The organism is Xanthomonas sp. WHRI 7065 (assembly GCF_040203115.2).
In the GTDB taxonomy this organism is placed as follows: domain Bacteria; phylum Pseudomonadota; class Gammaproteobacteria; order Xanthomonadales; family Xanthomonadaceae; genus Xanthomonas; species Xanthomonas arboricola.
Genome location: NZ_CP168194.1, coordinates 1,652,447 through 1,678,361, shown reverse-complemented (window position 1 = coordinate 1,678,361; position 25,915 = coordinate 1,652,447). Strand labels below are relative to the sequence as shown.

Here is a 25,915-nt window from a genome sequence, read left to right as displayed (position 1 = left end):
GCACCCGTGGCGTTGGCTCGCACTCGGCCTCATCGGTCCTGCATGTCGCCTGCCTGACGACCGCCGGCTGCGTTTGCCGATCACGCAACGCCCGCAGTGACCGCCCATCGAAATTTTGTTCAATCCGTCGCCGCGCTCGCTGGCCATGCTGTTGCGCCCCGCTACGGATTCCGCGCCATGGACCATCTTGTCGCAATGGCCAGCTTCGCGCTGGTGTGCTCGATTTCGCCTGGGCCGGTCAACCTGGTCGCGCTGAGCACCGGCGCCAGCGCCGGCGCGCGTGCCGGGCACGGCCATGTGATCGGCGCCACCGTCGGCTTCGTCGCGCTGCTGTTGCTGGTGGGCATGGGACTGCAGCAGGTGCTGCTGCGCTGGCCGCTGCTCGGCCGTGCATTGCATCTGGCCGGGGTGGCGTTTCTGCTCTACATGGCCTGGCGCCTGCTGCGCGACGATGGCGTCATCCAGACCGACGAGGCGCGTCCGGCGGCCTCGTTCTGGACCGGTGCGGCGATGCAATGGCTCAACCCCAAGGCCTGGTTGGCGGCGACCTCCGGCGTTGCCCTGTATGCGACGGCAGGCACCACGCAACTGGCGGGTTTTGCGGCGTTGTATGCGCTGATCTGCTATCCCTCGCTGGGGTGCTGGTTGCTGGCCGGCGCCGTGCTGCGGCGGCATGTGCAGGTGCCAAGGCAGCTGCGGCGGTTGAACCGGGTGCTGGCGGCGCTGCTGGTGCTGAGCGCGGTCTATCTGCTGACCGAATGGGGCACGGCATTGCGGTAATGCCCTGGCGTCACCGCCCAGGCACGTTTGAAGCTGCGCTGCAGGTGCGCCTGGTCGGCGTAGCCATGCGCGTAGGCGACCTCAGCAATGTCACCGCCGCGCCGCAAGGCCTCGCGCGCACGCTGGAAACGGCAATCCAGCAGATACGCATGCGGGGTCAGCCCGTGCGCCTGACGGAAGCCGCGAATCAAGCGCGGTGCCGGCATCCCGGCCAGCGTGCACAGCTCGCGCAGCGAGACCGCACGTGCATGATGGGTCTGCAGATACTCGGCCACCCGCTGCATCGGCCCGGTATCGACCGCGAGCGCACGACTGATCGGCTCCACGTGCAGATGCAGCCGCGCCACGAACGCGATCAACGCACTCTCGCGTGCCAGCGCATCGGCGCTGCCATCGGTCAATACGGCATGCATGCGCTCGAAGGCGGCATAGGCAGCCGGGGTCTGGCACAGCGGTGCTGCCAGCATGTGCACATCCGCATTGGCGGCCAGGCCGAGTGCGCGTTGTTGTTCGCGCAGCCACGCCACGTCCAAATACAGCATGCGGAACGACCAGTCCTGCTGCTGATCCGGATTGCAGGCATGCACATCGCCAGGGTTGATCAGGGTCAGCGCGCGCGCGCCCACCTGCGCTTGCATGCGTCCATTGCGATAGCGCGCCAGCCCGCGATCGATCGCGCCCACCGACCATTGCTCATGCGTATGCGCGGCATAACACAGGCTGCGGCTGTTGATCACCTGGCGCAGTTCGACGAAGGGCAACGCCGGATCGCGCCAGAAGCCCTGCCCACCCTGCACGGGCAGCTGCGTCCCGCATGTCGATTCATCCCTTGGCATATGCGCAAGCCTATCGCACTGCAACATGCCTGCGTGCTGCAGGCGTGCGCAGCGGGCTTCATGAATTCCAGGCGCGCCCCGTGTGCCGCATGGGTGGCCGGAACGGTGCGGATCGGGCAAGCTCCCCGCTCGCTTGTTCCCGGAGCCGGTAATGCCCCTCAGCTTTTCCCGCCTGCTGTCCCTGGCCCTGGCCGCCGTGCTGAGCCTGTCAGTGGCAGCGCCCGCCGACGCGGCCAAGAAGAAAACCGGCAAGGCACAGACCACGCAAACCCGCGCCAAGGCGAGCAAGGGCAAGAAGACCGCCAAGCCGGCGGCCAAGACCACCAAGGCCGCCAAGGGTGGCAAAGCCGCCAAGCCCAGGCCGCGTGCCGTGGCTGCACCGGTGGTGCTGACCAAGGCGCAGCAGCTCAATTTGCTCTATGACCAGTACTGGGATGCCTCGCTCAAGCTCAACCCGCTGCAGGCCACCTTCCAGGGCGAAACCCGCTACAACGACCAGTTGCCCAACTTCCTGTCGCCGGCGTTCCGGCAGCAGTCGCATGACTTCACCGTGCTGTGGCTGGGCAAGGCCGAGGCGCTGGGGCCGGACGGGCTGAGCGGGCAGGACCTGCTGAGCTACCAGATCTTCGTGCGCGATGCGCGCAGCGCACTGGCGGCCGAGCAGTTCCCCAGCTGGATGCTGCCGATCAACCAGTTCTACAACATCGCCAGCATCGCGGTGGTGCTGGGCTCGGGCACCGGCGCGCAGCCGTTCAAGACGGTCAAGGACTACGACAACTGGTCGCGGCGCGCGGTGGGCATCCCGGACCTGTTCGACCAGGCCATCACCAACATGCGCGCCGGCATGCAGGCCGGCGTGGTGCAGCCGAAGGTATTGATGCAGAAGGTGCTGCCGCAGCTGGACGCGATCATCGCGCGCAATGCCGAAGACAGCCTGTTCTGGGGCCCGGTGCGCAACCTGCCGGCAGACATGCCCGAGGCCGACAAGCAGCGCATCACCGCCGAGTACAAGCGGCTGATCGAAGTGCGGATCATGCCGGCGTACCGGGCACTGCGCGGCTTCATCGCCACCGAGTACCTGCCGGCCTGCCGCGACACCGACGGCCTGACCGCGCTGCCCAATGGCGCGGCCTGGTACGCCTACGACGTGCGCCAGAGCACCACCTCGGAGCTGACCCCGGAGCAGATCCATCAGGTCGGGCTGGACGAGGTCGCGCGCCTGCAGGCAGAGATCGCCACGCTGGCCAAGCAGGTCAGGTTCCGCGGCAACCTGCCCAAGTTCTACAAGTTCATGCAGACCGACAGGCGCTTTGCGTTCCGCAGCGAGACCGAACTGCTGGGCTATTACCGCGGCCTGCAGGGACGCGTACAGGCTGCGGTGCCGCGCCTGTTCAATGTGCAGGGCATGCCGGCGCTGGAAGTGCGCGTGGTGGAACCGCAGCGTGCGCAGTCGGCTGCCAGCGGCTCGTACATGCGTCCCAGCGGCGACGGCAGCACACCGGGCGTGTTCTATGTCAACACCTCCGACCTGGACACGCGCCGGACCTGGGAGACCGAGAGCCTGTATCTGCACGAGGCCATCCCCGGCCACCATTTCCAGCTCGGGCTGCAGCAGCAGCTGACCGACCTGCCCAAGTTCCGCCGCCTGGGCGGCGAGACCGCCTATATCGAGGGCTGGGGGCTGTATGCCGAATCGCTGGGCCGCGAACTGGGCCTGTATCAGGACCCGTACAACTACTACGGCTACCTGCAGAATGCGTTGTGGCGCGCGATTCGCCTGGTCACCGACACCGGCCTGCACAGCAAGGGCTGGACCCGCACCCAGGCGATCGACTACATGCTCAACAACTCGGCCATGACCCGGACCGACGCCGAGGCCGAGGTGGACCGCTACATGGCCATCCCCGGCCAGGCGTTGGCCTACAAGGTCGGCGAGATGAAGATCGCGCAGTTGCGCGAGCAGGCGCAACGCGAACTGGGCCCGCGCTTCGATGTGCGCGCCTTCCACACCGAAGTGCTCAAGGACGGCTCGGTGCCGCTGGATATCCTGCAGGACAAGATCCAGCGCTGGATCGCCACGCAGAAGGGCTGAGGCAGCTCAGCCCGCCACCCGCGCACGCGCCAGCGCGGCGATGTCGCGCGGTGTGGTGCGGCAGCACCCGCCGATCAGCCGCGCACCGGCCGCCATCCACTGCGCATGCTGGTCGGCCAGGGTGCAGGCGGTCGTGCTGCCGGCATGCCACTGTTTTGCGTCGGCATCGTAGTGCTCACCGGAATTGGGGTACACCACCAGCGGCAGCGCCGTCAGCGCGGACAATGCCTGCAACGCGGCGGTGACCTGCTCCAGCGCAATGCAGTTGATGCCCACCGCGATCACCTGCGCGCCCGCATCCAGCACGGGGATGACCTGCGCCAGCGCGGTGCCATCGCTCAAATGTGCCGCATCGCGCAAGGTGAACGAGAACCACGCATGCAGCTGCGGGAACTCCTCCAGCAGCAGGCGCAGCGCGACGATCTCGTTGGCCGACGGCAGCGTCTCGCAAGCCAGCACATCCACCCCCGCCTCGGCCAACGCGGCGATGCGCGGGCGATGGAAGTCCATCAGTTGCGCCAGCGGCAGGGCGTAGTCGCCGCGGTATTCCGAGCCATCGGCCAGGTAGGCGCCGTACGGCCCGACCGACCCGGCCACCCATAACGGCGCGTCCTGCGGTTGCGCCTGCAGATGATCGGCACGCGCCTGTGCGGCCAGAGCCACGCTGCGTGCGATCAACGCCTGCGATTGCGCCAGGTCCAGCCCGCGCGCGGCAAAGCCCAGCGGCGTGGCCTGGTAGCTGGCGGTGATGGCGCACTGCGCGCCGGCAGCGAAATAGTCGCGATGCACCTGATAGATCAGCTCCGGCTGCTCCATCAGCACGCGCGCCGACCACAGCGCATCGTTGAGATCGCAGCCGCGCTGCTCCAGTTCGGTGGCGAGCGCGCCATCCAGCAGCACGTAGCCGTCCTGCTGCAGCGCCTGGCTGAAAGGCGCACCGGCACGCGGCTGGCGCGGAAGAATCATCATGCGGGTTGCCTCCTGCTCGCAAGCCATTGGGTGAGTGCATAGGCGCCATAGCACAGCGCCACAAACGGGATGCCGCACCACAGCGCAATGCGCTGCTGCGGATCGAATGCCAGGCCGATGCAGGCCAGCAGACAGAGTGCAAAGCCCAGCAGCGGCGTCCACGGATACCACGGCGCGCGATAGGCCAGGCTCTCCGGCGCGAGGCCGTCGCGCAGCAACTGGCGACGGAAACGGTAGTGCGAGGCGCAGATGCTCAGCCACACCACCACCACCGCAAAGCCGGACACCGCCGAAATCGCCACGAACACGGTGTCGGCCGCATAGACGCCGGTGAGCAGCGCCAACAGGCCGCCCAGCATACTCAGTATCAAGGCAGGCAACGGGATGCCGCGCCGGGTCAGGCCTGCGAGCCGCGCCGGCAGCGTGCCCTCGTTGGCCAGCGACCACAGCATGCGCGCGGCCGCGTACAGGCCGGAATTGGCCGCCGACAGGATCGCCGTCAGGATCACCGCATTCAACACATCCGCCGCATACGGGATGCCCAGCAACTCGAACGCGCGCACGAACGGGCTGGTGTCCACCGCTGCCTGCTCGGCCGGCAGCAACGCGGCCAGCACCAGCACGGTGCCGACGAACAACACCACCAGCCGCACCAGCGTGGTGCGGATTGCCAGCGGAATCGCACGCGCCGGCTGCGCGGTTTCGCCAGCGGCCACGCCGATCAACTCGGTGCCGGAAAAGGCGAAGTTCACCGCCACCATCGTCATCAGGATCGGCAGCGTGCCTTGCGCAAACCAGCCGTCGGCGCGCAGGTGGCGCAATCCGGGTGCTGGCGACCCATCGGCCAACGGCAGCACGCCGATCACCGCCGCGCCGCCAAGCACGATGAACAGCACGATCGTGATCACCTTGATCAGCGAGAACCAGAATTCGCCTTCGGCAAACCAGCGCGCCGACACCGTGTTCAGGCCGAAGATCAGCGCGCAGAACAGCAGGCACCACGGCCATGCCGGCGTGTGCGGGAACCAGTACTGCATGCAGAACGCCGCCGCAGTCAGGCTCGATCCCAGCGCCACCGTCCAGGTGAGCCAGTACAACCACGCCACCACGTACCCGGTGGCCGGGCCGAGATAACGCGCGGCATACACATGAAAGGCGCCGGTCTGCGGCATCGCCACCGCCAGCTCGCCCAGGCACTGCATCACCAGATACACCACCAGCGCGCCGATCAGATAGGCGATCACCGTGCCGAGCGCGCCGGTGCTGGCGATGATGTAGCCAGTATTGAAGAACAGGCCGGTGCCGATCACGCCACCCAGCGACAACATCACCAGATGGCGCACCTGCATGCTGCGCTGGAATTGCGGTGCGGCGGTCGGCGACGATTCGGGCATGGGTGCATCTGATCGGGGGGAAGCTGCATCCTGCCACGCGCAGGCAGACGGGCACAGCCGTGTGCGGGCGAGCAGTGAGCCATGAGCTTTCGCTGACTAACGGGCGGCGATGCTGCCGATTGGTTTCCGCAGGCCCTCGGCATGCCGCATCATCGCCATCCAGCTGCGCAAACATCTGCGCGCGGCCGGTTTGCCCACAAACCTGCCAATGCCACAGCACGGTGCATGCGATGACCTTGCTGCGCTCTGCATCGCGGGCACACGCCTGCCCTCTATGTGCGACGCGCCCTTGACCGTGCCGGGTCGAGCTGCACCTGCACGCGGGCATGCGCGCCGCTGTCTTCGTCGTCGATGACCACGCCGCCGACCTTGGGATGCTGCGCGTTGGCGCCGAGCGTGATCGCCGGCGCCTCGATCATGCCGTGCCGCAGGCTGCGCGGTGCGCCCAGCGAAGCGCTGCGCGAGACCTGCACCTTCGGCCGCAAATCGTGCAGCAGTTCGCGCGAGATCTCGCGCAGGAAGCGCGAGATCTCGCGCAGGAAGCGCGAGGGCAGGACGTTCGCCGTGCCGGTCAGGGATCGAGCCGGCAATAGGCTCCCGGTGTATAGCCGAAGCTCTCGCTCATCGCGTTGCGAAACTCGGTGAACGTGAAGTCGGTCGCCACCCGCATCAACACGCCGGCATAGGCACCGCCGGTTCTGCCGCCGCTGCCGGTGCCCCACTGCACCTGCCAGGTCGCGTAGGTATTACCGTCGTGGGTCTGGGCGCGCTGCAGGTCCACACGCAGGCCTTTGACAAGTTCCATGTCCGCAATCACGCCTTCGCTGTTGGCGTAGTTGGCGGGGACTTGGATCACGGTAGCGTCGTTGACCTCGCTGCGGCGGATGCCGACATGGTTGGCGATCTTCGCCGCCAGGTAGTCGTCGAGCACATGTTTGCGGATCGTGCTGCTGGCACTGTTGAACGTGCCGGTGCCGTTGTTGGTGTAGGTGGTCATGGAGACAGTCCTCTTGTGTTGGGTGGATGCGCGGATGGACGACGGCGCCGGGCCGGTCAGAGCTGGTGCAGGCGTTCGATGAACCCGGCGCGGTCCTCGATGCGCTGGTCGGTGGCGATCAGCGGCCTGTCCTGCCAGGTCGCCTTGCCAACGCGGACGAGGGTTGCCTGGGCATCGGTGAGATCGCCGGCCTTAACCCCCACGCTCTCGGTCAACTGCGCATAGCGGATCAGCAACCGGTCACGTGCGATGTAGACCACCTGGCTGGACGTTGCCGTGTGCATATTGATCTCGATCTGCTCCACCAGCGCCGGCAACCGGTGCGATGTCAGCAGTTCGAGGCGATTGACGCCGCAGATGCACGACCAGCCGGCAAACATGCCGTCCTCGGTGAGCAGGGGAGCAAATTGCGGCAGCCAGGCCAGCGAAAAGCAGCTATCGACGATCAGCGCCGGCGTGCGGATGCCGATGGTGACCAGATCCTCGATGAAACTCGTGACCTCTTCGACATCTGTGCAGTCGTTTAACTGGATCGGTGCGCCTTGGTTGTCGACATTGCCGTGGCCGCCGCCGATCCACAGCGTGTCGTAACGCAACTGCGGCGTGCCCTGCTCGGTGCGCGGCAAAGCTGCGACGATCGCGTCGCGATCAGGCAGCGTGCCGGCCGTGTGCCGGATCACATGCACGCCCTGGGGGATGGATTTGAGATGCTGCGGCTGGAACGCAAGAATGGACATGGGCAGACTCGGTTGGCATGGAAGGACGATGCCCCGGCGGCATCATGCAAACGCGCACCGGTACGACATCGGTGTCCAGCATCGGTTGCGTCGACAGTGCAGCCCATCGGCAAACCCCTGAGATCGGCCTGCCACGCGGAGGATGTCAGCGGAGAGCACCATGATGCGCTTCCGCATTCCCGGCCAGGAATCGCGCATGCGGCGCTACATGTCCATGCAGGGGCGTTGGCGGATCAGCCGTGCTGTGGTCCTCAATGTGCACGCGCGGAGCGCTGCGTCACGCGCATTACATCGCTGCCGCACGATGTCGATCAGCCATCCTGCAACGCGTGCGCAGACGAGCACAGCCGTATGCCAGGGCCCGCGGCTAACTATCGGGCGGTTATGCTGCCGATTGGTTTCTGCTGGTCTTCTGACATGCCGCATCATCGCCACCTAGCTCCGCAAACATCTGCGCACGGCCTGCTTGCTGTGGGCTTGCCCACAACCCTGCCAATGCCGCAGCACCTCGCATGCGATGACGTTGCTGCGTCCTGCATCGTGGGCACGCGCCCGCCATCTGCATGCGAGGCGCCGCCGAGCGTGCCGTCACTGCCCGGCTGGTCGATGTCAATGCGTTGGAGCGCGGCATGAAGCTCGCCGGCATCCACCATGTGGCGATCATCGCTGGCGACTACGCGGTGTCCAAACGGTTCTACTGCGACATCCTGGGCCTGCGGGTGCTCGATGAGCATTACCGGCAGGCGCGCGATTCCTGGAAGCTGGACCTGGCACTGCCCGATGGTGGCCAGATCGAGCTGTTCTCGTTTCCCGCCGCACCGCTGCGCCCCAGCCGCCCGGAAGCACGCGGCCTGCGCCATCTCGCCTTCCGCGTCGAGGATCTGGACGCGGCCGTGGCGCATCTCACTGCGCACGGCGTGGCCACCGAAGACATCCGCATCGACGAGTACACCGGCCGCCGCTTCACCTTCTTCGCCGACCCGGATGACCTGCCGCTGGAGCTGTACGAGATTGTCTAGCGCGTATGCCTGGCTGTCACCGCCGCTGCGGTAGAGAGTCTTGCCCGTCAAGAGAGGGCAAACCTTCGCCTCGCGCGGTGTCGATCGTGCGACTCAAGCGCTGAGTAGCCCAGCCGCTATCGACAGAGCGGCGTCATGTCGCCGCAGCGTCGTCGCAGGCATGGATGCGGCACGGGCCAACAAACGCCATGCCGGAATTGCACGCATGTATCACTTCATCCTGCGCATCGTTGTCGCTGTAGCGATCATTCTTGCCGGCTGCGGCTTTCTTTTCCCAAAGCGGTATGTCGCGCCGAAACCTGGTGAGCCCCTCGCCACCTTGACGCTTGCCAAGCCCACCAAGCCCAGCCCGATCCCTATCGAGCCAGTCCAGTACTTCGATGTCTTCGAAGATGCCAGTTGTGCAAAGGGCGGACGTGGCGGATTTCTGGGCGCGCTGACTGCTCCGGTCAAGGGCGTCCTTGGCAAATTGAGTAACAATCAGCCTCGGGAGGAGTATTCGGTTGTCCCCGACAAGCAGCTCTTTTTGCGCGCACGAATGGTGCAAACGCTCGACTCACGCCGTCAAAGCCTGACCACCAACAACTGTACCAATCTTGTGTCATTCACGCCGATGACTGGGGAGCACTACATCGCCAGCCAGCTCTACGAGAACGACCGTTGTCGGCTGATCGTCACCGATGCGAAGACCGGCGCTGCCCCGGCGGATCTGGAATTTGTTCCGATGTCAGGAGAGTGCCATGAGAACTGAACGTGTCCTTTTGGCAGTAATGATGGTGCTCCTGGCCGGCTGTGGGGCAACACGCAGCGCAGCGCTTTCCTTGTCGACGTTCGATGAGCCAAGCGATGGGCTGCGTGCACGTATTCGCCTGGTCACCGAGCGACCCGCACCCATGCTTTATCCAAACCGCACCTGCGTCGGCGGAACGAACCGGGATGCCGGCATTGCACCAAGCTCGCGGCCAGGTCCGTTCGGCACGGGCGCGGGGCAAAAAATCGGCATTCCCCCCGTTGCCGTCAGCGGAGGACGATACGTCACTGAAACACATGTCAGGTCAGGCGAACCGATCACCCTGTCGCTGTCGGCAGGGGGCTGCACGGACAACCGCTGCGTGTTGAACACGCCGCTATGCACCGTGAGTCGCAGCTTTGTCCCGGAAACGGGTCAGGACTATGTGGCGACCATTCTGTCGCGTGGGCCGGAATGTGAGGTGGAAATTTCTCGCATCGTCACCCAGCACGGGCGAACGCGCCTCATGGCGGAGCAGACGGCAGCAGCATCCCGTTGTCCTTCCTCAAACTGAACGCCCTGCCCTTCCGCCACCATACTCCACGGTATACATTCCGGTCAGGCCGCCGACGGCGGCCATAGCAATCCCTGGGAGGGGACACATGCGCAAGACCTTCAAGACCCTGATGCTGGCCCTGCCGCTGGCCGCCGCCTCGCTGCTGGCCCAGGCCGCCGATTCGCCGGTGGGCCGCTGGAAGACCATCGACGACGAGACCGGCAAGCCCAAGTCGGTGGTGCAGATCGAACAGCTCGGCAACGGCACGCTGAGCGGCAAGGTGGTCGACATCCTGCAGTCCAACCACGGGCCCAACCCGACCTGCGACAAGTGCGATGGCGCGCTCAAGGGCAAGCCGATCAAGGGCATGACCATCCTGTGGGGCCTCAAGCCCGACGGCACCGCGGTGTGGAGCGGCGGCTCGGTGCTCGACCCGGCCAAGGGCAAGACCTACAAGGCCAAGGTCACCCTGACCGATGGCGGCAAGAAGCTGCAGATGCGCGGCTATGTCGGCATCGAGGCGTTGGGCCGTACCCAGACCTGGATTCGCGAATAGGCCGGGAATCGGGATTGGGGAATCGGTAAGAGCAGGCGCCCGTGAGGGCGCCTTTTTTGTGCGTGTCCATCCTGACGCTACATGCGCGGCCAAACACCTGCGCGCCTCGACAACATGGCCGCGTGACCCTGCTTTTACCGATTCCCCAATCCCGATTCCCGATTCCCAGCCCCAATCCCTGCTCTCGACTAATGCGATAATCGCCCGTCCCCCGCATTACGCCTGCCATGACCCGCACCGCACTCGTCACCACCGCCCTGCCCTACGCCAACGGGCCGCTGCATCTTGGCCATCTGGTCGGCTATATCCAGGCCGACATCTGGGTGCGCGCGCGCCGGCTGCGCGGCGACAAGACCTGGTTCGTCTGCGCCGATGACACCCACGGCACGCCGATCATGCTCGCCGCCGAAAAGGCCGGGGTGACCCCGGAGGCCTTCATCGCCAACATCCAGGCCAGCCATGAGCGCGATTTCGCCGCGTTCGGGGTGACCTTCGATCATTACGATTCGACCAATTCGCCGGTCAACCGCGAACTGACCGAAGCCTTCTATACCAAGCTCGAAGCGGCCGGTCACATCAGCCGGCGCTCGGTGGCGCAGTTCTACGACCCGGCCAAGGGCATGTTCCTGCCGGATCGCTACATCAAGGGCATCTGCCCCAACTGCGGCAGCGCCGACCAGTACGGCGACAACTGCGAGGTCTGCGGCGCAACCTACGCGCCGACCGAGCTGAAGGAGCCCAGGTCGGTGATCTCCGGCGCCACGCCCGAACTGCGCGACTCGGAGCATTTCTTCTTCGAAGTGGGCCATTTCGACGGATTTTTGCGCGAGTGGCTGGCCGGCGATGTGGCGCTGCCCGGGGTCAAGGCCAAGCTCAAGGAATGGCTGGATACCGAAGGCGGCCTGCGCGCCTGGGACATCTCGCGCGATGCGCCGTATTTCGGTTTCCAGATTCCCGGCCAGCCGGGCAAGTATTTCTACGTGTGGCTGGACGCGCCGATCGGCTACCTGTGCAGCTTCAAGACGCTGTGCGCGCAGATGGGCGAGGATTTCCAAGCGCATCTGGTCGCCGGCACGCAGACCGAGCTGCATCACTTCATCGGCAAGGACATCGTCAATTTCCATGGCCTGTTCTGGCCGGCGGTGCTGCACGGCACCGGCCATCGCGCGCCGACCCGGCTGCACGTCAACGGCTACCTCACCGTGGACGGCGCCAAGATGTCCAAGTCGCGCGGCACCTTCGTGATGGCGCGGACCTTCCTGGACGTGGGCCTGGAACCGGAGGCGCTGCGCTATTACTTCGCGGCCAAATCCTCCGGCGGCGTGGACGACCTGGACCTCAACCTGGGCGATTTCATCGCGCGGGTGAATGCGGATCTGGTCGGCAAGTTCGTCAACCTGGCCAGCCGCTGCGCCGGCTTCATCGGCAAGCGCTTCGACGGCAAGCTGGCCGACGCCCTGCCCGACCCGGCACAGTACGACCGCTTCGTCGCCGCGCTGGCGCCGATCCGTGAGGCCTACGAGCGCAACGACGCGGCCAGCGCGATCCGCCAGACCATGGCGCTGGCCGACGAGGCCAACAAGTACATCGACGACACCAAGCCGTGGGTGATCGCCAAGCAGGACGGCGCCGATGCGCAACTGCAATCGGTGTGCACGCAGGGCCTGAACCTGTTTCGGATCCTGGTGGCCGCACTCAAGCCGATCCTGCCGCGCACCTGTGCCGAGGCCGAAGCCTTCCTGTCGGCACCGATGACCAGTTGGGAAGACGTCGTCCGCCCGCTGACCGCGCACGTGATCCAGCCCTACACCGCCCTGTTCACCCGTATCGACCCCAAACTGATCGACGCCATGACCGACGCTTCAAAAGACACCATGGCCGCACCTGCGGCACCCGCTGTCACTACCGCCAAGCCCGCCCCGTCCAAGGCCGAGACGACGCCGGCGGCCGTTGCCAATCCCCAATCCCCAACCGCCACTCCCAGCCTCATCGGCATCGACGATTTCGCCAAGCTCGACCTGCGCATCGGCAAGGTACTGGTGTGCGAATTCGTGGAAGGCTCGGACAAGCTGCTGCGCTTCGAACTGGATGCCGGCGAACTGGGCAAGCGCCAGATCTTCTCGGGCATCCGCGCCAGCTATGGCGAACCGGAAGCGCTGGTCGGCCGCAGCGTGGTATTCATCGCCAACCTGGCCCCGCGCAAGATGCGCTTCGGCATCAGCGAAGGCATGATCCTGTCGGCCGGCTTCGACGGCGGCGCGCTGGCACTGCTGGACGCCGATGGTGGTGCGCAGCCGGGGATGCCGGTGCGGTGAAGCGGGATTGGGGGCGGCAATCGGCAATCGGGAATCGGGAATCGGGAATCGTAGAAGCTACAGCTCATTGTTGAGGGAGACCTGACACGCGTGCCCGGCCCGACGCCTCATCCGCCCCTGCGGGGCACCTTCTCCCGAGGGGAGAAGGAACAGACACTGCGCTTCCAACCAATCCCCACTCCCGACTCCCCAATCCCCGCCCCCATGCACCTGGCCCTGTTCGACTTCGACCACACCATCACCACCTGCGACAGCTATGCGCGCTTCCTGCGCAAGGTGGCGACGCCTGCGCAGCTGGCAACGGCGAAGTGGCAGGCCGGTCCCTGGGTGTTCGGCTATCGGGTCGGGCTGGTCTCCGCACACGCATTGCGTGCGCGCGTCACGCGCCTGGTCTTCAGTGGTCGCTCGCTGGATGAGATGGCCGCCCATGGGCTGACCATGCACGCAACGCATTGCCCGGAATGTTGCGCGCCGAGATGATGCGACGCATCGACTGGCATCAAGCACAGGGGCACGAGGTCGTGCTGGTGTCGGCATCGCTGGACCTGTATCTGCAGCCGTGGTGCGCCCAGCATGACCTGTCGTTGATCTGCAACAAGCTGGAACACCACGCCGGCGTGCTGAGCGGGCGCTATGCAGACGGCGATTGCGGCCCGCACAAGGCCGCACAGATCCGCCTGCGCTACGACCTGTCGCACTACGAATGCGTCCACGCCTACGGCGACAGCCGCGAGGACAAGCCGATGCTGGCGCTGGCGCAGCAGCGCTGGTATCGCGGCAACCTGCTGCACTGACATGCATATCGCAACGCCCGCCTCATCGCCCGATCTGGTCGAACGCCTCGACCGCCTGCTGCCGCAGACCCAGTGCGGCCAGTGCGGCTATGACGGCTGTCGCCCGTATGCGCAAGCCATGGCCAACGGCCAGGCCGATGTCGATCACTGCCCGCCCGGCGGCGACGCCGGGGCACGCGCGTTGGCGCACGTGCTGCAGCGTCCTGCACGCCCATACGATCGCAGCCGTGGCAGCCACACGCCGCCGCAGGTGGCCTGGATCGTGGAGGCCGACTGCATCGGCTGCACCAAATGCATCCAGGCCTGCCCGGTGGACGCCATCGTCGGCGGCGCCAAGCACATGCATACGGTGATCGCCGCGCTGTGCACCGGTTGCGAGCTGTGCCTGCCGGCCTGCCCGGTGGACTGCATCGCGCTGCGCGCAAGCAGCTAAAAGGCTGGCCGGACGATGGCGCAAGCTCCAGGCGCGCTACGCCCGGAATTGGCAGTGCCACATGCACCACGATGTCTGCACGCCAAGCGTGCTCTCACGACGCTTGCGTGCTTGCGGCCGGCACCCTGAGCCGGCAGGTTTCGTGTACACGCCTGGGCTTTCGCACCGGGCTGCGCCCTCGCGTTGACTGCTCGCTCGCGACCGGTGCGGCATCGGCGGTCCCGTGCACGCACCAGCGTTCTGGGCCTCGGCAGCGCCCAGCTCCCATAAATCAGCGGCGCTGGCCTCCAATTACGACATCCCGTCAGGAACGTCCTGACGCGTCCGGCGCATCCGTGCTGCGGATGCGCTCGTATTGGTAGGCACTCCCATCGAGGAATCCGCCGATGCGCCCACTCGCCGCCGCCGTTGCCGCGCTCGCCACCGTCTGCCGGCCGATTCCGCCGTTGTTGCTGCTGGTGCTGGGCGGCCTGCCGCTGAGTGCGGCTGCGGTCACCCGCGTGGATGGCGATGCCTTCGATGGTGACAGCGGCGCGTTGCGCTATCGCGAGTCGCACTGGCTGCTCGACGATGGCGGGCGCGTGGTGCTGTATCGCTGCCCGGATGGGCGCCCGTTCGCGCGCAAGCAGGTCGATGGCGGCGGCAGCTCACCCGACTTCAGCCTGATCGACGGCCGCGATGGCTATCGCCAGGGCGTGCGGCAACGCAACGGCGTGCGCGAGATGTTCCAGCAGGAGCCCGGCAAGGCCGAGCAGCGCACGCCATTGCCGGCCGACGACGGCCCACGCGTGATCGATGCCGGCTTCGATGCCTACCTGCGCAGCAACTGGGAGGCGCTCGCCAGCGCGCCGCAACGCGTGGACTTCGTGCTGCCCAGCCTGCAACGCCAGCTGGCGTTCCGTGTCGAGCGTATCGGCGATACCGGCGGCGAGCGGCGGTTTCGCTTGAGCCTGGATGCCTGGTACGGCGCGGCGGTGCCCTCGCTCGAAGTGCGTTATGCCATCGCCGACAAGCGCCTGCTGCAGTTCCGTGGCGTGGGCAACCTGCGCGATGAGCGTGGCCGCTATCCGCACGTACGCATCGTTTTTCCGGACACCGCTGCGCGTGCCGTCGGCGCCGATGAACTGCGCCAGGCGCGCGAGCAGCCGCTGGCCAAGAGCTGCAGCGCCCCGTGAACCAGACACCCGCCATCTTCACGTTCGACCACACGCGGTTGCGTACAACGGCCCGGTTACCCCTTCCCCATACAGGACCATCGCCATGGCCAAGGCCTACCTCTGGATCAACGCAGTGCTCTACGTCGTCCTGGCGATCTGGTGCACGCTCTCACCGGCCAAGACCGCCAATGCCGTGGGTTACACCCAGCTCTCGCCGGCCGGCCAATCGGAATACCTGGTCATCTATGGCGGCCTGCAGCTGGGCATGGCGTTCCTGTTCGGCTACTTCGCCTGGATCGATCAACCGCGCACCGGCCTGCTGGTCGCACTCGCGTTCTACGTGCCGATCGTGCTGTTCCGCAGCGTCTCGCTGGCGCGCCTGTGGCCGGTCTCCGCACCCACGGTGGCATTGGCAGGCGTCGAGATCCTGCTGCTGCTCGCGGCAGTGCTGCTGTGGTTTCAGCGCAAGTGAAGGACAGCGTCAGCACAGTCCGGTAGCATCGCCCCCACCTCAAAAAACGCCCGACCGCATGAGTGCCATCCCTGGCCACGACGACGATGAAACCGGACGACTGCTGACCGCAACCGCGGGCGGCGACCGGCATGCCTTCGAAGCGCTGTACCGGCAGACCTCGCCGAAACTGTTCGGGGTCTGCCTGCGCATGATCCCGCAACGTGCCGAAGCCGAAGAGGTGCTGCAGGACGTGTTCACGCTGATCTGGCACAAGGCCGGGCAGTTCGATCCCGCCCGTGCACGGGGGCTAACGTGGCTGGCGATGATCGCGCGCAACAAGGCCATCGACCATCTGCGCGCAAATGCACCGCAACGCCGCAATGTGGCGCTGGACGATGCCGGTGAACTGCGCGCCGGCGATGCCTCGCCGCTGGAGCGCACCGAGCGCGCCAGCACGCGTCGCCGCATCGACCATTGCCTGGCCGAGCTGGAGCCGCCGCGCAGCGAATTGATCCGCACCGCGTTCTTCGATGGCATTACCTACGAAGAACTTGCCGCGCGCACCGACACACCGATCGGCACGGTCAAGAGCTGGATCCGCCGCGGCCTGGCCAAACTCAAGGCATGTCTGGAACGATGAGCACGCCCTTTCCCATCGACCAGGAACCGCCGCGTGACGTGCTGGCCGGCGAATACGTGCTGGGCCTGCTCAGCGCCGACCAGCGCCTGGCTGCCGAACAACGCGTCGCCACCGACGGCCAGTTCGCCCAGGCGGTCACGCAGTGGCAGGAACATCTGGCGCCGTTGCTGGACGAGATCGCCACGGTGACGCCGCCCGGCCAGGTCTGGGCACGCATCCGCCAGACGCTGGGCTTCGATACGCCGTTGCATGCGGTGGCCTCCGCGCCATCGGCAACGCCGCCGATAGGCACGCCAAAGCCAGCGGTGTGGAACAGTGTGCGGTTCTGGCGCTGGTCAAGCGCCGCTGGCCTGGCCACTGCCGCTGTGTGCGTGCTGGCGCTGCTGAACCTGCGCACGCCGCCGGCAGCGGTGCAGCCGCCGCCGGGCACCGGCCCGGTGGTACAGACACCGGTGACGCCGCCTGCAACCACCACCGCGCCGGCGACCGGTATCGCGATGACCTCCACGCTGGCCACCGAAGACGGCCGCCCGGGCTATGTCGCCTTGATGGATGCCGACAAGCACACCATCACGGTGACGCCGCTGGACCGCACCGCCACCGCCGACAAGGTGCCCGAGCTGTGGCTGATCACGCCGGACGGCAAGGCGCATTCGATGGGTACCTTCGACGACCAGCGGGCACGCCGCGCGCAGATTCCCGATCAGCTGATGCCCATGCTCAGCAACGAGGCCATCCTGGCCGTCACGTTGGAGCCGCCAGGCGGCGCACCGGGCGGCATTGCCACCGGGACCGTGGTGGCCAAGGGCGGCATCAGCACACTGGCAATGGCGCCCTGATCCGGCGCGCCTGACGCCGCCTGCGACCACGTCGCAGGCGGCGGCTTCCAAGCAACAGCCTCATCCGCCTCGACCCTGGCTTGCGCCGTTGAATGTGTGCGCAATTGCGCGATTCGTTCGCACCGGCACGCCAAGTGCGCGCACGCATGCGACGATCAAACCGGCTGGTGCATCTGTTTGCCGGCGGCGTCCGTAAAGGGTCACGACTACACACGGAGAACCACGCGTGCCGAGTACTGGCTTTGACCCACATGCCGCGCCGCCGCAGCCTGCCGACACCCGCCGCGGGTGGCTCGCAGCACGCACCGGCAGCCTGCGTCGTTGGGTGGATTCGCAAACCGACGAGCCGCTGGACGAAGCACGCGCAGACCGCATCGACTGGCTGCGTGCCCTGCCCTTCATTGCGCTGCACCTGGCCTGCCTGGCGGTGTTCTGGGTCGGTGCGTCCTGGTTCGCGGTCGGCATGGCGGTGGCCTTATACGCACTGCGCATGTTCGCGCTGACCGGGTTCTATCACCGCTATTTCTCGCACCGCGCGTTCAAGACCTCGCGCGTGCTGCAGTTCGTGTTCGCGGCCATCGGCGCCACCTGCGTGCAACGCGGGCCGCTGTGGTGGGCCGCGCATCATCGCAACCATCACCGCCATACCGACACCGGCCGCGATCCGCATTCGCCGGCGCAGCACGGCTTCTGGTGGAGCCACACCGGCTGGTTCCTGACCCCGCGCAACTTCCGCACCGATTGGGAGGTCATCCCCGACCTGCGTCGCTTTGCCGAGCTGCGCTTTTTGGACCGCTTCGACATCGTGATGCCGGTGCTGCTGGCGATCGGGCTGTACCTGCTCGGCGACTGGCTGGCGGTTGCCGCGCCCGCGTTGAAGACCAACGGTGCGCAGCTGCTGGTGTGGGGCTTTGTGATCTCTACCGTGGCCTTGTTCCATGCCACCTTCACCATCAATTCGCTGGCGCACCGCTTCGGCAGCCGGCGCTTCGACACCCGCGACGACAGCCGCAACAACTGGCTGCTGGCATTGCTCACCTTCGGCGAAGGCTGGCACAACAACCACCACTTCTTTCCCGGCTCCGCGCGCCAGGGCCTGCGCTGGTGGGAGTACGACGTCACCTGGTACGGGCTCACCGCGATGTCATGGATGGGCCTGGTGTGGGACCTCAAGCCGATGCCGAAATCGCTCACCCAACGTGCCGAGCGGGTGAGCCGATGAGCGAGGGCAGGATTGCCGTGGTCGGCAGCGGGATCGCCGGCCTGGGCGCAGCGTGGCTGCTGTCGCGCCGCTACGAGGTCACCTTGTTCGAGGCCGCCGATTATCTGGGCGGGCATACGCATACGCACGACATCCAGCTGGACGGCCAGCGCTATGCGGTGGACAGCGGCTTCATCGTGTTCAACCCCCAGCACTATCCGCTGCTCACGCGCATGTTCGCCGAGCTGGACGTGGCCGCGCAGCCGACCACGATGAGCTTTTCGGTGCACGATGCGCGCAGCGGGCTCGAATACAACGCCGGCAGCCTGGGTGGGCTGTTCTGCCAGCGCAGCAACCTGCTCAGCCCGCGCTTCTGGGGCATGCTGGCCGACCTGCGCCGTTTCTACCGGCAGGCACCGGCGGTGCTGCACAGCGAAGAGCGCTTCAGCACGCTGGGCGCGTATCTGCAGCGGCATGGGTATTCGGACGCGTTTCGCGACCAGCATCTGGTGCCGATGGCTTCGGCGTTGTGGTCATCGCCCTCGCAACGCATCCTCGAATTCCCGATGGGCCAGCTGATCGGCTTCATGGCCAATCACCACATGCTGCAGCTCAGCGGGCGTCCGCAGTGGCAGGTGGTACGTGGCGGCTCCAACAGCTACGTGCGTGCGCTGCGTCGGCGCTGGCAGGTACTCGAGCGCCTGTCCACGCCGGTGCATGCGATCCGGCGCGCGCCCAACGGCGTGGTGCTGAGCTCCCCGTGTGGCGAAGAACACTTCGACAACGTGGTGCTGGCCTGCCATGCCGACGATGCCCTGGCCTTGCTCAGCGACGCCACAGCGGCCGAGCAGCAGATTCTGGGCGGCATCACCTACCAGGACAACGACACCGTCCTGCACACCGACGCCAGCGTGCTGCCGCGCGACCGCCGCGCCTGGGCAGCGTGGAATGCGCATGTGCCGGCCGACCCGCAGGCGCCGTGCACGGTGAGTTACTGGATGAACGCCCTGCAGTCGATCGATGCGCCGCAGCCGTTCATCGTCAGCCTCAATCGCGACCACGACATCGCCCCGGACAAGGTGCTGCGGCGCATGCGCTACCGCCACCCGGTACAGAACGCCGCCGCGCTCGCCGCGCAGATGCGCAAGGCCGAGATCCAGGGCCTGCAGCACACCTGGTTTGCCGGCGCGGCATGGGGCTTCGGCTTTCACGAAGACGGCCTGCGCAGCGGCGTGGACGTGGCCCGTGGACTGGGAGTGGACTGGTGATGCAGCTGCTGCGCGAAGCCAGCCCCGATGCGGTACCGCTGCCTCCGGGCGAGGACAGCGGTGCCGGCAGCGTGGCGGGCACACTGCGCAGCGCGATCTACACCGGCTGGGTGCGGCACCGTCGGTTTGCGCCCAGAGCGCTGGCGTTCCGCTACCGGCTGTTCCTGATGTACCTGGATCTGTCCGAGCTCGATGCGGTGTTTGCGCGGCGTTGGCTGTGGTCGGTGGGGCGCGCCAACCTGGCGCAGTTCCGGCGCAGCGATTATCTCGGCGATCCGAACGTTCCGCTGGACCAGGCCGTGCGCGATTGCGTGCAGGCCCAGACCGGCGAGCGCCCCGATGGCGCGATCCGCCTGCTCACGCATCTGCGCTACTTCGGCCATGTGTTCAATCCGGTCAGCTTCTACTACTGCTTCGATCGCCACGGTGGCCTGCGCTGGATCGTTGCAGAAATCACCAATACGCCCTGGCAGCAGCGCCATACCTACGTGCTGCCGGTCGCGCAGGCGCGCACGCATCGCGACGTGCATGCCTGGCGCTTCGACAAGCGCTTCCATGTCTCGCCGTTCATGGGCATGCAGCATCAGTACGACTGGCGTTTCAGCGTGCCGGATGCGCAATTGCGCGTGCATATGCAGGTGCTGGATGCACCCGGCGGCGATACGCCGGCCGCTCATCCTGACGCCGGTGGCGCAGGCAGCGAGCGCGGCACGCGCCGCTTCGATGCCACCCTGGTCCTGCAACGCCAGCCGCTCAACGCACGCACCCTGGCGCGCACGCTGCTGGCCTACCCCTTGATGACCGTGCAGGTGGTGCTGGCCATCCACTGGCAGGCCCTGCGCCTGTGGCTGCGCGGCAACCCCGTCCACGATCACCCTCATCCGCCTGTGCGAGAACCCCGATGAACGCCACGTCCCTGCCCGACACCGCTGCGCCGCGCGCGGCCTCCTGGACGGACCGCCTGTTGCGCAAGCGCCTGCTGGCCACGCTCGGCGAGCTGCGCGATGGACAGTTGCAGCTGCACGAAGCCGATGGCGTCACCACCCTCGGCAACGCCAGTGGTGCGGATGCGCTGCAGATGCAGTTGCGCGTCATCGACCCCGGCTTCTATCGCCAGGCCGCGCTCAACGGCAGCGTCGGTGCCGGCGAGTCGTATATGGACGGGCAATGGCAATGCGACGATCTGGTCGCATTGATGCGCCTGCTGCTGCGCAATCGCGAGCGCCTGGATGCGATGGAGACCGGCACCGCGCGGCTGGGCGGCTGGGCGATGCGCAGCCTGCATGCATTCGCACGCAATACCCGCGGCGGCAGCCGGCGCAACATCGCCGCGCATTACGATCTGGGCAACCCGTTGTTCCGCCTGTTCCTGGACGAGAATCTGATGTATTCCTCGGCGATCTTCGTCGAGGGCGAAGAAGCCCAGGGCGAGGCCGCACTGGAGCGCGCAGCCACACGCAAGCTCGAACGCATCTGCCAGAAACTGCGGCTCGGCCCGCAACACCATGTGGTGGAAATCGGCACCGGCTGGGGTGGCTTTGCGCTGCACGCCGCACGCGAGCATGGCTGCCGCGTCACCACCACCACCATCTCGCGCGAGCAGTTCGAACTGGCGACCCAGCGCATTGCCGCGGCCGGCCTGAGCGACCGGGTCAGCGTGTTGCTGCGCGACTACCGCGATCTGGACGGGCGCTACGACCGGGTGGTGTCGATCGAGATGATCGAGGCGATCGGCCATCAGTATCTGGACACCTACTTCGCCAAGGTCGGCAGCCTGCTGGCCGACGATGGCGAGGCGCTGATCCAGGCCATCACCATCGAAGACCATCGCTATGCGCAGGCGTTGCGCTCGGTGGACTTCATCAAGCGGCATATCTTCCCCGGCAGCTTCATTCCGTCGGTGGCGGCGATGACCGGCGCGATCGCACGCGCCAGCGACCTGCGCCTGTTCAACCTGGAAGACATCGGGCCGAGCTACGCGTTGACGCTGCGCGCCTGGCGGCAGCGCTTCATGGCGCAGCTGCCGCAGGTGCGCGCGCTCGGCTACGACGAGCGCTTCATCCGCATGTGGGAGTTCTATCTGGCCTATTGCGAAGCCGGTTTCCTGGAACGCTCGATCGGCGATGTGCATCTATGGCTGAGCAAGCCGGGCGCACGCCCGCCGCAGTTCGTGCCCGGCCTTCCCGTTGACGCATGAAACAGCTCGGCAACTATCTGGGCCTGCAGGTGCTGTGGCTGGTGGCCGTCAGCGCAGCGGCGCAGGCGCGCATCTGGCCCACCCTGCTGGTGCTGGCGCTGTTCGCGCTGTATCAGCTATGGCCGTCGCGGCGTGCGCCGGGCGATCTGCAATTGCTGGTCGCCGCGCTATCACTGGGCTTGCTGCTGGACACCACGCTGGCCGCCGCAGGCTGGGTGCGTTATGCCGCGCCGTGGCCGGGCACCCTGCTGGCGCCGGCCTGGATCCTGGCGTTGTGGCTGGGCTTTGCGCTCACGCTCAATCATTCGCTGGCGTCGGTGATGCAGCGGCCGTGGCTGGCGGTGCTGCTGGGTGCGATCTTCGGGCCGTTTTCGTACTGGTTGGCGCAACGCAGCTGGCAGGCAGTGCAATTCCAGCCGCCGCAGCTGCATGCGGCGGTCGCGGTCGGCATCGGCTGGGGCGTGGCCTGCGGTCTGTTGTCGCTGTATGCACGCCGCCTCGCGCGACCATCGCCTGAACACCTGAGGGGAGAACTGCAATGAATGCCTGGCCGCTGCTGCATGTGGGCGTGTTTGCGAGCGTGGTGATGGTGATCGGCTGGCTGTGGCAACGCCGCAGCGGCAATGCCGGCCCGGTCGACGTGCTGTGGGCCGCGTGCCTGGCGGCGGCAGCGCCGTATTGCGCGTGGATGTCCGATGGCGCGCTGCTGCCGCGCGTGCTGGTCGGCGTGCTCGGCGGTGTCTGGGGCGCGCGCCTGGCGTTGCATCTGGGCGTGCGCGTGTTCGGCGACCCGCACGAAGATGGCCGTTATCGCGCCCTGCGCGAGCACTGGAACGGCGACCAACGCAAATTCCTGGGCTTCTTCCTGGCGCAGGCGGTGGTCGTGGTGCTGTTTTGTGTGCCGTTTCTGGCCGCTGCCAGCAACCCGACTCCCGCCTGGAGCGTGTGGAGCACGCTGGCGATTGCGGTGTGGTTGATCGCGGTCGGCGGCGAAGCCCTGGCCGACCGGCAACTGTCTGCGCACAAGGCCAACCCGGCCAATCGCGGCGTCACCTGCCGCAGCGGATTGTGGCGGTATTCGCGCCATCCCAACTACTTCTTCGAGTTCGTGCACTGGTTCGCCTATCTGGCGCTGGCCGTTGGTGCCGGGCCGTGGCCGCTTGCCCTGGCTGCGCTGGGGCCGGTGGTGATGTTCGTATTCCTGTATCGCTTCACCGGCATTCCCTACACCGAGCAGCAGGCGCTGCGCTCGCGTGGTGAGGACTACGCGCAATACCAGCGCAGCACCAGCGCGTTTTTCCCACTTCCCCCTTCGTCCTGAGTCGCCTGGAGAGTCGTATGTCCACTGTCACCATCCCGCCCTCCTCGCTGCCCGAAGAATCCTTCGCCACCCGGCTGGCCGAATCCGGCGTGCTCCCCGACGCCGCACTGCGTTACGGCATCCGCCGGCTGTGTGCGCAACGCCTGCACGATGAGCGCACCGGCGGTGCCGACGCCAGCGGCGAACGCCAACGCGCCTTCATCGACAGCCTGCGTGCCAGCGCCATCGCGATCGAAACCGATGCCGCCAATCGCCAGCACTACGAATTGCCGCCGCAGTTCTTCACCCTGTGCCTGGGCCGCCGGCTCAAGTACAGCAGCTGCTACTGGGACGCCACCACGCCGGATCTGGATGCGGCCGAAGAACGCATGCTGGCGCTGTACGGCGAGCGCGCCGAACTGGCCGACGGCCAACGCATCCTGGAGCTGGGCTGCGGTTGGGGCTCGCTGACCTTGTGGATGGCCGAGCGCTATCCCGGCGCCACCATCATCGCGGTGTCCAACTCGCGTCCGCAGCGCGCGCACATCCTGGAGCAGTGCCGGGTGCGCGGATTGAGCAACGTGCAGGTCATCACCGCTGACGTCAACGCGCTGGCGCTGCCGCCGGGCAACTTCGACCGCGTGGTGTCGGTGGAAATGTTCGAGCACATGCGCAACTACCGCGAGCTGCTGGCGCGCGTCGGCAGCTGGCTGGCGCCAGGCGGCAAGCTGTTCGTGCACATCTTCTGTCACCGCGACCTGGCCTACCCGTTCGAGGTGGCCGGCGAAGACAACTGGATGGGACGGCATTTCTTCACCGGCGGGCTGATGCCGGCGGCCGACACCCTGCTGCATTTCCAGCAGGACGTGGTCATCGAACAGCGCTGGGTGCTGTCGGGCGAGCATTACGAAAAAACCGCCAACGCCTGGCTGGAAAACCAGGACCGCCACCGCGAGCAGATCATGCCGCTACTGCGGCAGACCTACGGCGACGATGCGCAGCGCTGGTGGCAGCGCTGGCGGATGTTCTGGCTGGCCTGCGCCGAGCTGTTCGGTTACGACCAGGGCCGCGAATGGGGCGTGGCGCATTACCGCTTCGTCAAACGCTGATTAGGCACGCGCGCGCATCGAAACGACGAGGCGGCCCACGTGAGTGAAGCGCAACATGTCGGCGTTCCACTCATGGGGTGCGCCGACAAGCGCGCTGGCGATGCTGCCAAGCAAATGTGTGAGCGGTTTTTCGCCGCTGTCGTCCAACAACTCTGCGCTGCTTGTCCGAGCGCATGCGCGCAGATGACACGGCGTCGGCGCGCGATCGAGCCGCGATCCGCGCGCCGCGCTGTGATCAGCTCGCCGCAGCGGTGATCACGATTTCCACCTTCCATTCCGGCCGCGCCAGTCTGGCTTCGACCGTGGCCCGCGCCGGGGTGAAGCCGTGCGGCACCCATTCGTCCCAGGCCTTGTTCATGCCGTCGAAATCGGCGATGTCGGCCAGGAAGATTTCCGCACGCAGGATCTTGGTCTTGTCGCTGGCTGCCTGCGCGAGCAGCTTGTCGATTTCACCCAGCACCTGGCGGGTCTGCCCGGTGATGTCTTCGCTGGTGTCTTCGGCAATCTGGCCGGCCAGGTAGCACACGCCGCCATGGACGGTCATTTCCGACATCCGCGGACCCGCATCGAATCGCTGCAGCATTTTCAGACTTCCTACGGTTGATTGACCCGGGCATTGTCCCGCGAATGCGGCAAACGTGCAGCCCCGGCGTGCACGTGCTGCGCCAACCACGCCCCCACCCGCACCATCCAGGCCACGATCAACACGATGGCGCTCTTCTGGCTGATGCCCAGCGGCGCGCTGGTGACCGTGACGTGGAACAGCAATACCGCAAATGCGCACAGCCCCAGGCCGAACGCGGCGGCGAAGTGGCGTTGCCACGCCCGATCGCGGCGGAAGTACCAGGACTGCAGCAACACCGCCGCAATCACGCACAGAAACGTCATGTCGGCCGAAAGCAGGTGCACCGGCATGGCCGCGTCGGGCGCCAGCTCCGGCATCCAGCTATCGCCGATCGACACCATGCACAGGCCCACCGCCGCCACCCAGAACAGCCCCACCACGGTGCGGCTGCGCGCGGGCGGTGCAAGTGCCGCACGCAGGCCCAGCGCCATCCACGCCATCGCGGCAGCCAGCACGCAATAGGCCGTGCGCAACAGCAGGCCATAGGCGCCGTGCAGATACGCGCTCAGCTGTGCATCGATCCAGTCCAGATCACCGCGCAACCATTGCAGCAGCAGGATCAAGGCGATGAAGGCCAGGCCCGTGCAGGCGGCGACTGCGCCGGCCTGCCCGGCCCAGCGTGGCGGGCGGGCCGACCCGGGTGGCATCGCAGTGCCGCTGTTGTGTTGATCTTCCATCAGCAGCCTGTCTGTGTTGCAACAGTCATCGTGTCCATATCGGTCTCCTGCGGCACGCGGGCGCGGCGATGCCCTATGATGCGCGCGGCCGTCCTGAGCCGATACCTGTCGGCGCGACCGAACCCTGTGTTCACCTCATTCGGCATCCACGCGATCACCCTGCATGTACCTTGACACCGACCGTTCCATGCAGAGCAACCGCCCGCACGGCACGCACCGTGCATGTGCCCTTCCTCCCCT

26 protein-coding genes and 2 pseudogenes are annotated in these 25,915 nt (G+C 66.6%); 20 read left to right on the top strand and 8 right to left on the bottom strand.

Features of this window, described 5'->3' with window-relative positions:
- The first annotated feature begins 177 nt into the window (after window positions 1-177).
- Window positions 178-780, top strand: coding sequence for a LysE family translocator (locus tag ABQY64_RS07245; protein ID WP_349779088.1), 603 nt, complete (start codon window positions 178-180; stop codon window positions 778-780).
- Here the strand turns inward: ABQY64_RS07245 and ABQY64_RS07240 are convergent.
- On the bottom strand, window positions 744-1,577 hold the full coding sequence (locus ABQY64_RS07240; RefSeq protein ID WP_349779089.1) for an AraC family transcriptional regulator: 834 nt from the start codon (window positions 1,575-1,577) through the stop codon (window positions 744-746). The genes ABQY64_RS07245 and ABQY64_RS07240 overlap by 37 nt on opposite strands.
- 190 nt (window positions 1,578-1,767) lie before the next feature.
- On the opposite strand from ABQY64_RS07240, the gene ABQY64_RS07235 reads away from it, so the two are divergent.
- Complete coding sequence (locus ABQY64_RS07235; RefSeq protein ID WP_039528291.1) at window positions 1,768-3,708, top strand: DUF885 family protein; 1,941 nt, start codon at window positions 1,768-1,770, stop codon at window positions 3,706-3,708.
- A 6-nt stretch (window positions 3,709-3,714) separates the two neighbouring features.
- On the opposite strand, the gene mmuM is transcribed toward ABQY64_RS07235, so the two are convergent.
- The 5 genes and pseudogenes from mmuM to ABQY64_RS07210 form a co-directional block, all read right to left on the bottom strand.
- Entirely contained in the window at window positions 3,715-4,677 is a 963-nt protein-coding gene (mmuM, locus tag ABQY64_RS07230; RefSeq protein ID WP_349779090.1) for a homocysteine S-methyltransferase, read from the bottom strand.
- Complete coding sequence (gene mmuP, locus ABQY64_RS07225; RefSeq protein WP_065049656.1) at window positions 4,674-6,071, bottom strand: S-methylmethionine permease; 1,398 nt, start codon at window positions 6,069-6,071, stop codon at window positions 4,674-4,676. The genes mmuM and mmuP overlap by 4 nt, the downstream gene beginning before the upstream one ends.
- Window positions 6,072-6,343: 272 nt before the next feature.
- A pseudogene (uvrD, locus tag ABQY64_RS07220) lies at window positions 6,344-6,598 on the bottom strand (DNA helicase II); the annotation flags it as partial.
- Between the two features lie 44 nt (window positions 6,599-6,642).
- The gene (locus tag ABQY64_RS07215; RefSeq protein WP_349779091.1) at window positions 6,643-7,068 is read right to left on the bottom strand and encodes a hypothetical protein; all 426 of its coding nucleotides are present in this window, start codon (window positions 7,066-7,068) and stop codon (window positions 6,643-6,645) included.
- 56 nt (window positions 7,069-7,124) lie between these two features.
- Window positions 7,125-7,805, bottom strand: a complete 681-nt coding sequence (locus ABQY64_RS07210; protein ID WP_349779092.1) for a hypothetical protein — start codon at window positions 7,803-7,805, stop codon at window positions 7,125-7,127.
- A gap of 629 nt (window positions 7,806-8,434) precedes the next feature.
- Here ABQY64_RS07210 and ABQY64_RS07205 point away from each other — a divergent pair.
- From ABQY64_RS07205 to ABQY64_RS07120, 18 genes and pseudogenes are all read left to right on the top strand, one after another.
- A complete protein-coding gene (locus tag ABQY64_RS07205; RefSeq protein WP_349779255.1) occupies window positions 8,435-8,824 on the top strand; it encodes a VOC family protein in 390 nt (129 codons plus the stop codon).
- A gap of 205 nt (window positions 8,825-9,029) precedes the next feature.
- Entirely contained in the window at window positions 9,030-9,575 is a 546-nt protein-coding gene (locus ABQY64_RS07200; RefSeq protein ID WP_349779093.1) for a hypothetical protein, read from the top strand.
- Window positions 9,565-10,128: a hypothetical protein gene (locus ABQY64_RS07195; RefSeq protein ID WP_349779094.1), complete on the top strand. Its 564-nt coding sequence runs from the start codon at window positions 9,565-9,567 to the stop codon at window positions 10,126-10,128. The genes ABQY64_RS07200 and ABQY64_RS07195 overlap by 11 nt, the downstream gene beginning before the upstream one ends.
- Before the next feature lie 88 nt (window positions 10,129-10,216).
- On the top strand, window positions 10,217-10,666 hold the full coding sequence (locus tag ABQY64_RS07190) for a DUF2147 domain-containing protein (protein WP_016904108.1): 450 nt from the start codon (window positions 10,217-10,219) through the stop codon (window positions 10,664-10,666).
- 227 nt (window positions 10,667-10,893) lie between these two features.
- Window positions 10,894-12,981 (top strand): methionine--tRNA ligase, encoded by a 2,088-nt coding sequence (gene metG, locus ABQY64_RS07185; RefSeq protein WP_349779095.1) that lies wholly within the window; start codon window positions 10,894-10,896, stop codon window positions 12,979-12,981.
- A 204-nt stretch (window positions 12,982-13,185) separates the two neighbouring features.
- Window positions 13,186-13,775 (top strand): annotated as a pseudogene (locus tag ABQY64_RS07180) (HAD family hydrolase).
- Window position 13,776: 1 nt separating this feature from the next.
- Complete coding sequence (gene rnfB / locus ABQY64_RS07175; protein ID WP_053045265.1) at window positions 13,777-14,208, top strand: Rnf electron transport complex subunit RnfB; 432 nt, start codon at window positions 13,777-13,779, stop codon at window positions 14,206-14,208.
- A gap of 386 nt (window positions 14,209-14,594) precedes the next feature.
- On the top strand, window positions 14,595-15,383 hold the full coding sequence (locus tag ABQY64_RS07170; RefSeq protein ID WP_349779096.1) for a hypothetical protein: 789 nt from the start codon (window positions 14,595-14,597) through the stop codon (window positions 15,381-15,383).
- A gap of 85 nt (window positions 15,384-15,468) precedes the next feature.
- Complete coding sequence (locus tag ABQY64_RS07165; RefSeq protein WP_024940530.1) at window positions 15,469-15,837, top strand: DUF4345 family protein; 369 nt, start codon at window positions 15,469-15,471, stop codon at window positions 15,835-15,837.
- Window positions 15,838-15,895: 58 nt separating this feature from the next.
- Window positions 15,896-16,459: a sigma-70 family RNA polymerase sigma factor gene (locus ABQY64_RS07160; RefSeq protein WP_024940529.1), complete on the top strand. Its 564-nt coding sequence runs from the start codon at window positions 15,896-15,898 to the stop codon at window positions 16,457-16,459.
- Window positions 16,456-17,298 carry an anti-sigma factor domain-containing protein gene (locus ABQY64_RS07155; RefSeq protein ID WP_180969666.1) on the top strand — a complete coding sequence of 281 codons (843 nt, stop codon included), beginning with the start codon at window positions 16,456-16,458 and terminating at the stop codon, window positions 17,296-17,298. Before ABQY64_RS07160 ends, ABQY64_RS07155 begins: the two co-directional genes overlap by 4 nt.
- A gap of 226 nt (window positions 17,299-17,524) precedes the next feature.
- A complete protein-coding gene (locus tag ABQY64_RS07150) occupies window positions 17,525-18,520 on the top strand; it encodes a fatty acid desaturase (protein WP_349779097.1) in 996 nt (331 codons plus the stop codon).
- Window positions 18,517-19,767 (top strand): NAD(P)/FAD-dependent oxidoreductase, encoded by a 1,251-nt coding sequence (locus ABQY64_RS07145; protein ID WP_053045269.1) that lies wholly within the window; start codon window positions 18,517-18,519, stop codon window positions 19,765-19,767. Before ABQY64_RS07150 ends, ABQY64_RS07145 begins: the two co-directional genes overlap by 4 nt.
- Window positions 19,767-20,672, top strand: a complete 906-nt coding sequence (locus ABQY64_RS07140) for a DUF1365 domain-containing protein (RefSeq protein ID WP_349779098.1) — start codon at window positions 19,767-19,769, stop codon at window positions 20,670-20,672. The genes ABQY64_RS07145 and ABQY64_RS07140 overlap by 1 nt, the downstream gene beginning before the upstream one ends.
- Window positions 20,669-21,964 carry a cyclopropane-fatty-acyl-phospholipid synthase family protein gene (locus ABQY64_RS07135; RefSeq protein ID WP_349779099.1) on the top strand — a complete coding sequence of 432 codons (1,296 nt, stop codon included), beginning with the start codon at window positions 20,669-20,671 and terminating at the stop codon, window positions 21,962-21,964. Before ABQY64_RS07140 ends, ABQY64_RS07135 begins: the two co-directional genes overlap by 4 nt.
- Entirely contained in the window at window positions 21,961-22,506 is a 546-nt protein-coding gene (locus ABQY64_RS07130) for a DUF2878 domain-containing protein (RefSeq protein WP_102596380.1), read from the top strand. The genes ABQY64_RS07135 and ABQY64_RS07130 overlap by 4 nt, the downstream gene beginning before the upstream one ends.
- A complete protein-coding gene (locus ABQY64_RS07125) occupies window positions 22,503-23,285 on the top strand; it encodes a DUF1295 domain-containing protein (RefSeq protein ID WP_102254522.1) in 783 nt (260 codons plus the stop codon). The genes ABQY64_RS07130 and ABQY64_RS07125 overlap by 4 nt, the downstream gene beginning before the upstream one ends.
- A 17-nt stretch (window positions 23,286-23,302) precedes the next feature.
- The gene (locus ABQY64_RS07120) at window positions 23,303-24,373 is read left to right on the top strand and encodes a cyclopropane-fatty-acyl-phospholipid synthase family protein (RefSeq protein WP_102254523.1); all 1,071 of its coding nucleotides are present in this window, start codon (window positions 23,303-23,305) and stop codon (window positions 24,371-24,373) included.
- Window positions 24,374-24,608: 235 nt separating this feature from the next.
- Here the strand turns inward: ABQY64_RS07120 and ABQY64_RS07115 are convergent, their stop codons facing one another.
- Both ABQY64_RS07115 and ABQY64_RS07110 read right to left on the bottom strand, forming a co-directional pair.
- On the bottom strand, window positions 24,609-24,956 hold the full coding sequence (locus tag ABQY64_RS07115; protein WP_102254524.1) for a RidA family protein: 348 nt from the start codon (window positions 24,954-24,956) through the stop codon (window positions 24,609-24,611).
- Window positions 24,957-24,967: 11 nt separating this feature from the next.
- Complete coding sequence (locus ABQY64_RS07110; protein WP_102254525.1) at window positions 24,968-25,675, bottom strand: DUF998 domain-containing protein; 708 nt, start codon at window positions 25,673-25,675, stop codon at window positions 24,968-24,970.
- Window positions 25,676-25,915 lie beyond the last annotated feature (240 nt).

Bases quoted from the DNA above. Each gene is read 5' to 3' on its own strand.
- ABQY64_RS07245 (WP_349779088.1), top strand. From the start codon at position 178: ATGGACCATCTTGTCGCAATGGCCAGCTTCGCGCTGGTGTGCTCGATT.
- ABQY64_RS07235 (WP_039528291.1), top strand. From the start codon at position 1,768: ATGCCCCTCAGCTTTTCCCGCCTGCTGTCCCTGGCCCTGGCCGCCGTG.
- mmuM (WP_349779090.1), bottom strand. From the start codon at position 4,677: ATGATGATTCTTCCGCGCCAGCCGCGTGCCGGTGCGCCTTTCAGCCAG.
- mmuP (WP_065049656.1), bottom strand. From the start codon at position 6,071: ATGCCCGAATCGTCGCCGACCGCCGCACCGCAATTCCAGCGCAGCATG.
- ABQY64_RS07215 (WP_349779091.1), bottom strand. From the start codon at position 7,068: ATGACCACCTACACCAACAACGGCACCGGCACGTTCAACAGTGCCAGC.
- ABQY64_RS07210 (WP_349779092.1), bottom strand. From the start codon at position 7,805: ATGTCCATTCTTGCGTTCCAGCCGCAGCATCTCAAATCCATCCCCCAG.
- ABQY64_RS07205 (WP_349779255.1), top strand. From the start codon at position 8,435: ATGAAGCTCGCCGGCATCCACCATGTGGCGATCATCGCTGGCGACTAC.
- ABQY64_RS07200 (WP_349779093.1), top strand. From the start codon at position 9,030: ATGTATCACTTCATCCTGCGCATCGTTGTCGCTGTAGCGATCATTCTT.
- ABQY64_RS07195 (WP_349779094.1), top strand. From the start codon at position 9,565: ATGAGAACTGAACGTGTCCTTTTGGCAGTAATGATGGTGCTCCTGGCC.
- ABQY64_RS07190 (WP_016904108.1), top strand. From the start codon at position 10,217: ATGCGCAAGACCTTCAAGACCCTGATGCTGGCCCTGCCGCTGGCCGCC.
- metG (WP_349779095.1), top strand. From the start codon at position 10,894: ATGACCCGCACCGCACTCGTCACCACCGCCCTGCCCTACGCCAACGGG.
- rnfB (WP_053045265.1), top strand. From the start codon at position 13,777: ATGCATATCGCAACGCCCGCCTCATCGCCCGATCTGGTCGAACGCCTC.
- ABQY64_RS07170 (WP_349779096.1), top strand. From the start codon at position 14,595: ATGCGCCCACTCGCCGCCGCCGTTGCCGCGCTCGCCACCGTCTGCCGG.
- ABQY64_RS07165 (WP_024940530.1), top strand. From the start codon at position 15,469: ATGGCCAAGGCCTACCTCTGGATCAACGCAGTGCTCTACGTCGTCCTG.
- ABQY64_RS07160 (WP_024940529.1), top strand. From the start codon at position 15,896: ATGAGTGCCATCCCTGGCCACGACGACGATGAAACCGGACGACTGCTG.
- ABQY64_RS07155 (WP_180969666.1), top strand. From the start codon at position 16,456: ATGAGCACGCCCTTTCCCATCGACCAGGAACCGCCGCGTGACGTGCTG.
- ABQY64_RS07145 (WP_053045269.1), top strand. From the start codon at position 18,517: ATGAGCGAGGGCAGGATTGCCGTGGTCGGCAGCGGGATCGCCGGCCTG.
- ABQY64_RS07140 (WP_349779098.1), top strand. From the start codon at position 19,767: ATGCAGCTGCTGCGCGAAGCCAGCCCCGATGCGGTACCGCTGCCTCCG.
- ABQY64_RS07135 (WP_349779099.1), top strand. From the start codon at position 20,669: ATGAACGCCACGTCCCTGCCCGACACCGCTGCGCCGCGCGCGGCCTCC.
- ABQY64_RS07130 (WP_102596380.1), top strand. From the start codon at position 21,961: ATGAAACAGCTCGGCAACTATCTGGGCCTGCAGGTGCTGTGGCTGGTG.
- ABQY64_RS07125 (WP_102254522.1), top strand. From the start codon at position 22,503: ATGAATGCCTGGCCGCTGCTGCATGTGGGCGTGTTTGCGAGCGTGGTG.
- ABQY64_RS07120 (WP_102254523.1), top strand. From the start codon at position 23,303: ATGTCCACTGTCACCATCCCGCCCTCCTCGCTGCCCGAAGAATCCTTC.
- ABQY64_RS07115 (WP_102254524.1), bottom strand. From the start codon at position 24,956: ATGCTGCAGCGATTCGATGCGGGTCCGCGGATGTCGGAAATGACCGTC.
- ABQY64_RS07110 (WP_102254525.1), bottom strand. From the start codon at position 25,675: ATGGAAGATCAACACAACAGCGGCACTGCGATGCCACCCGGGTCGGCC.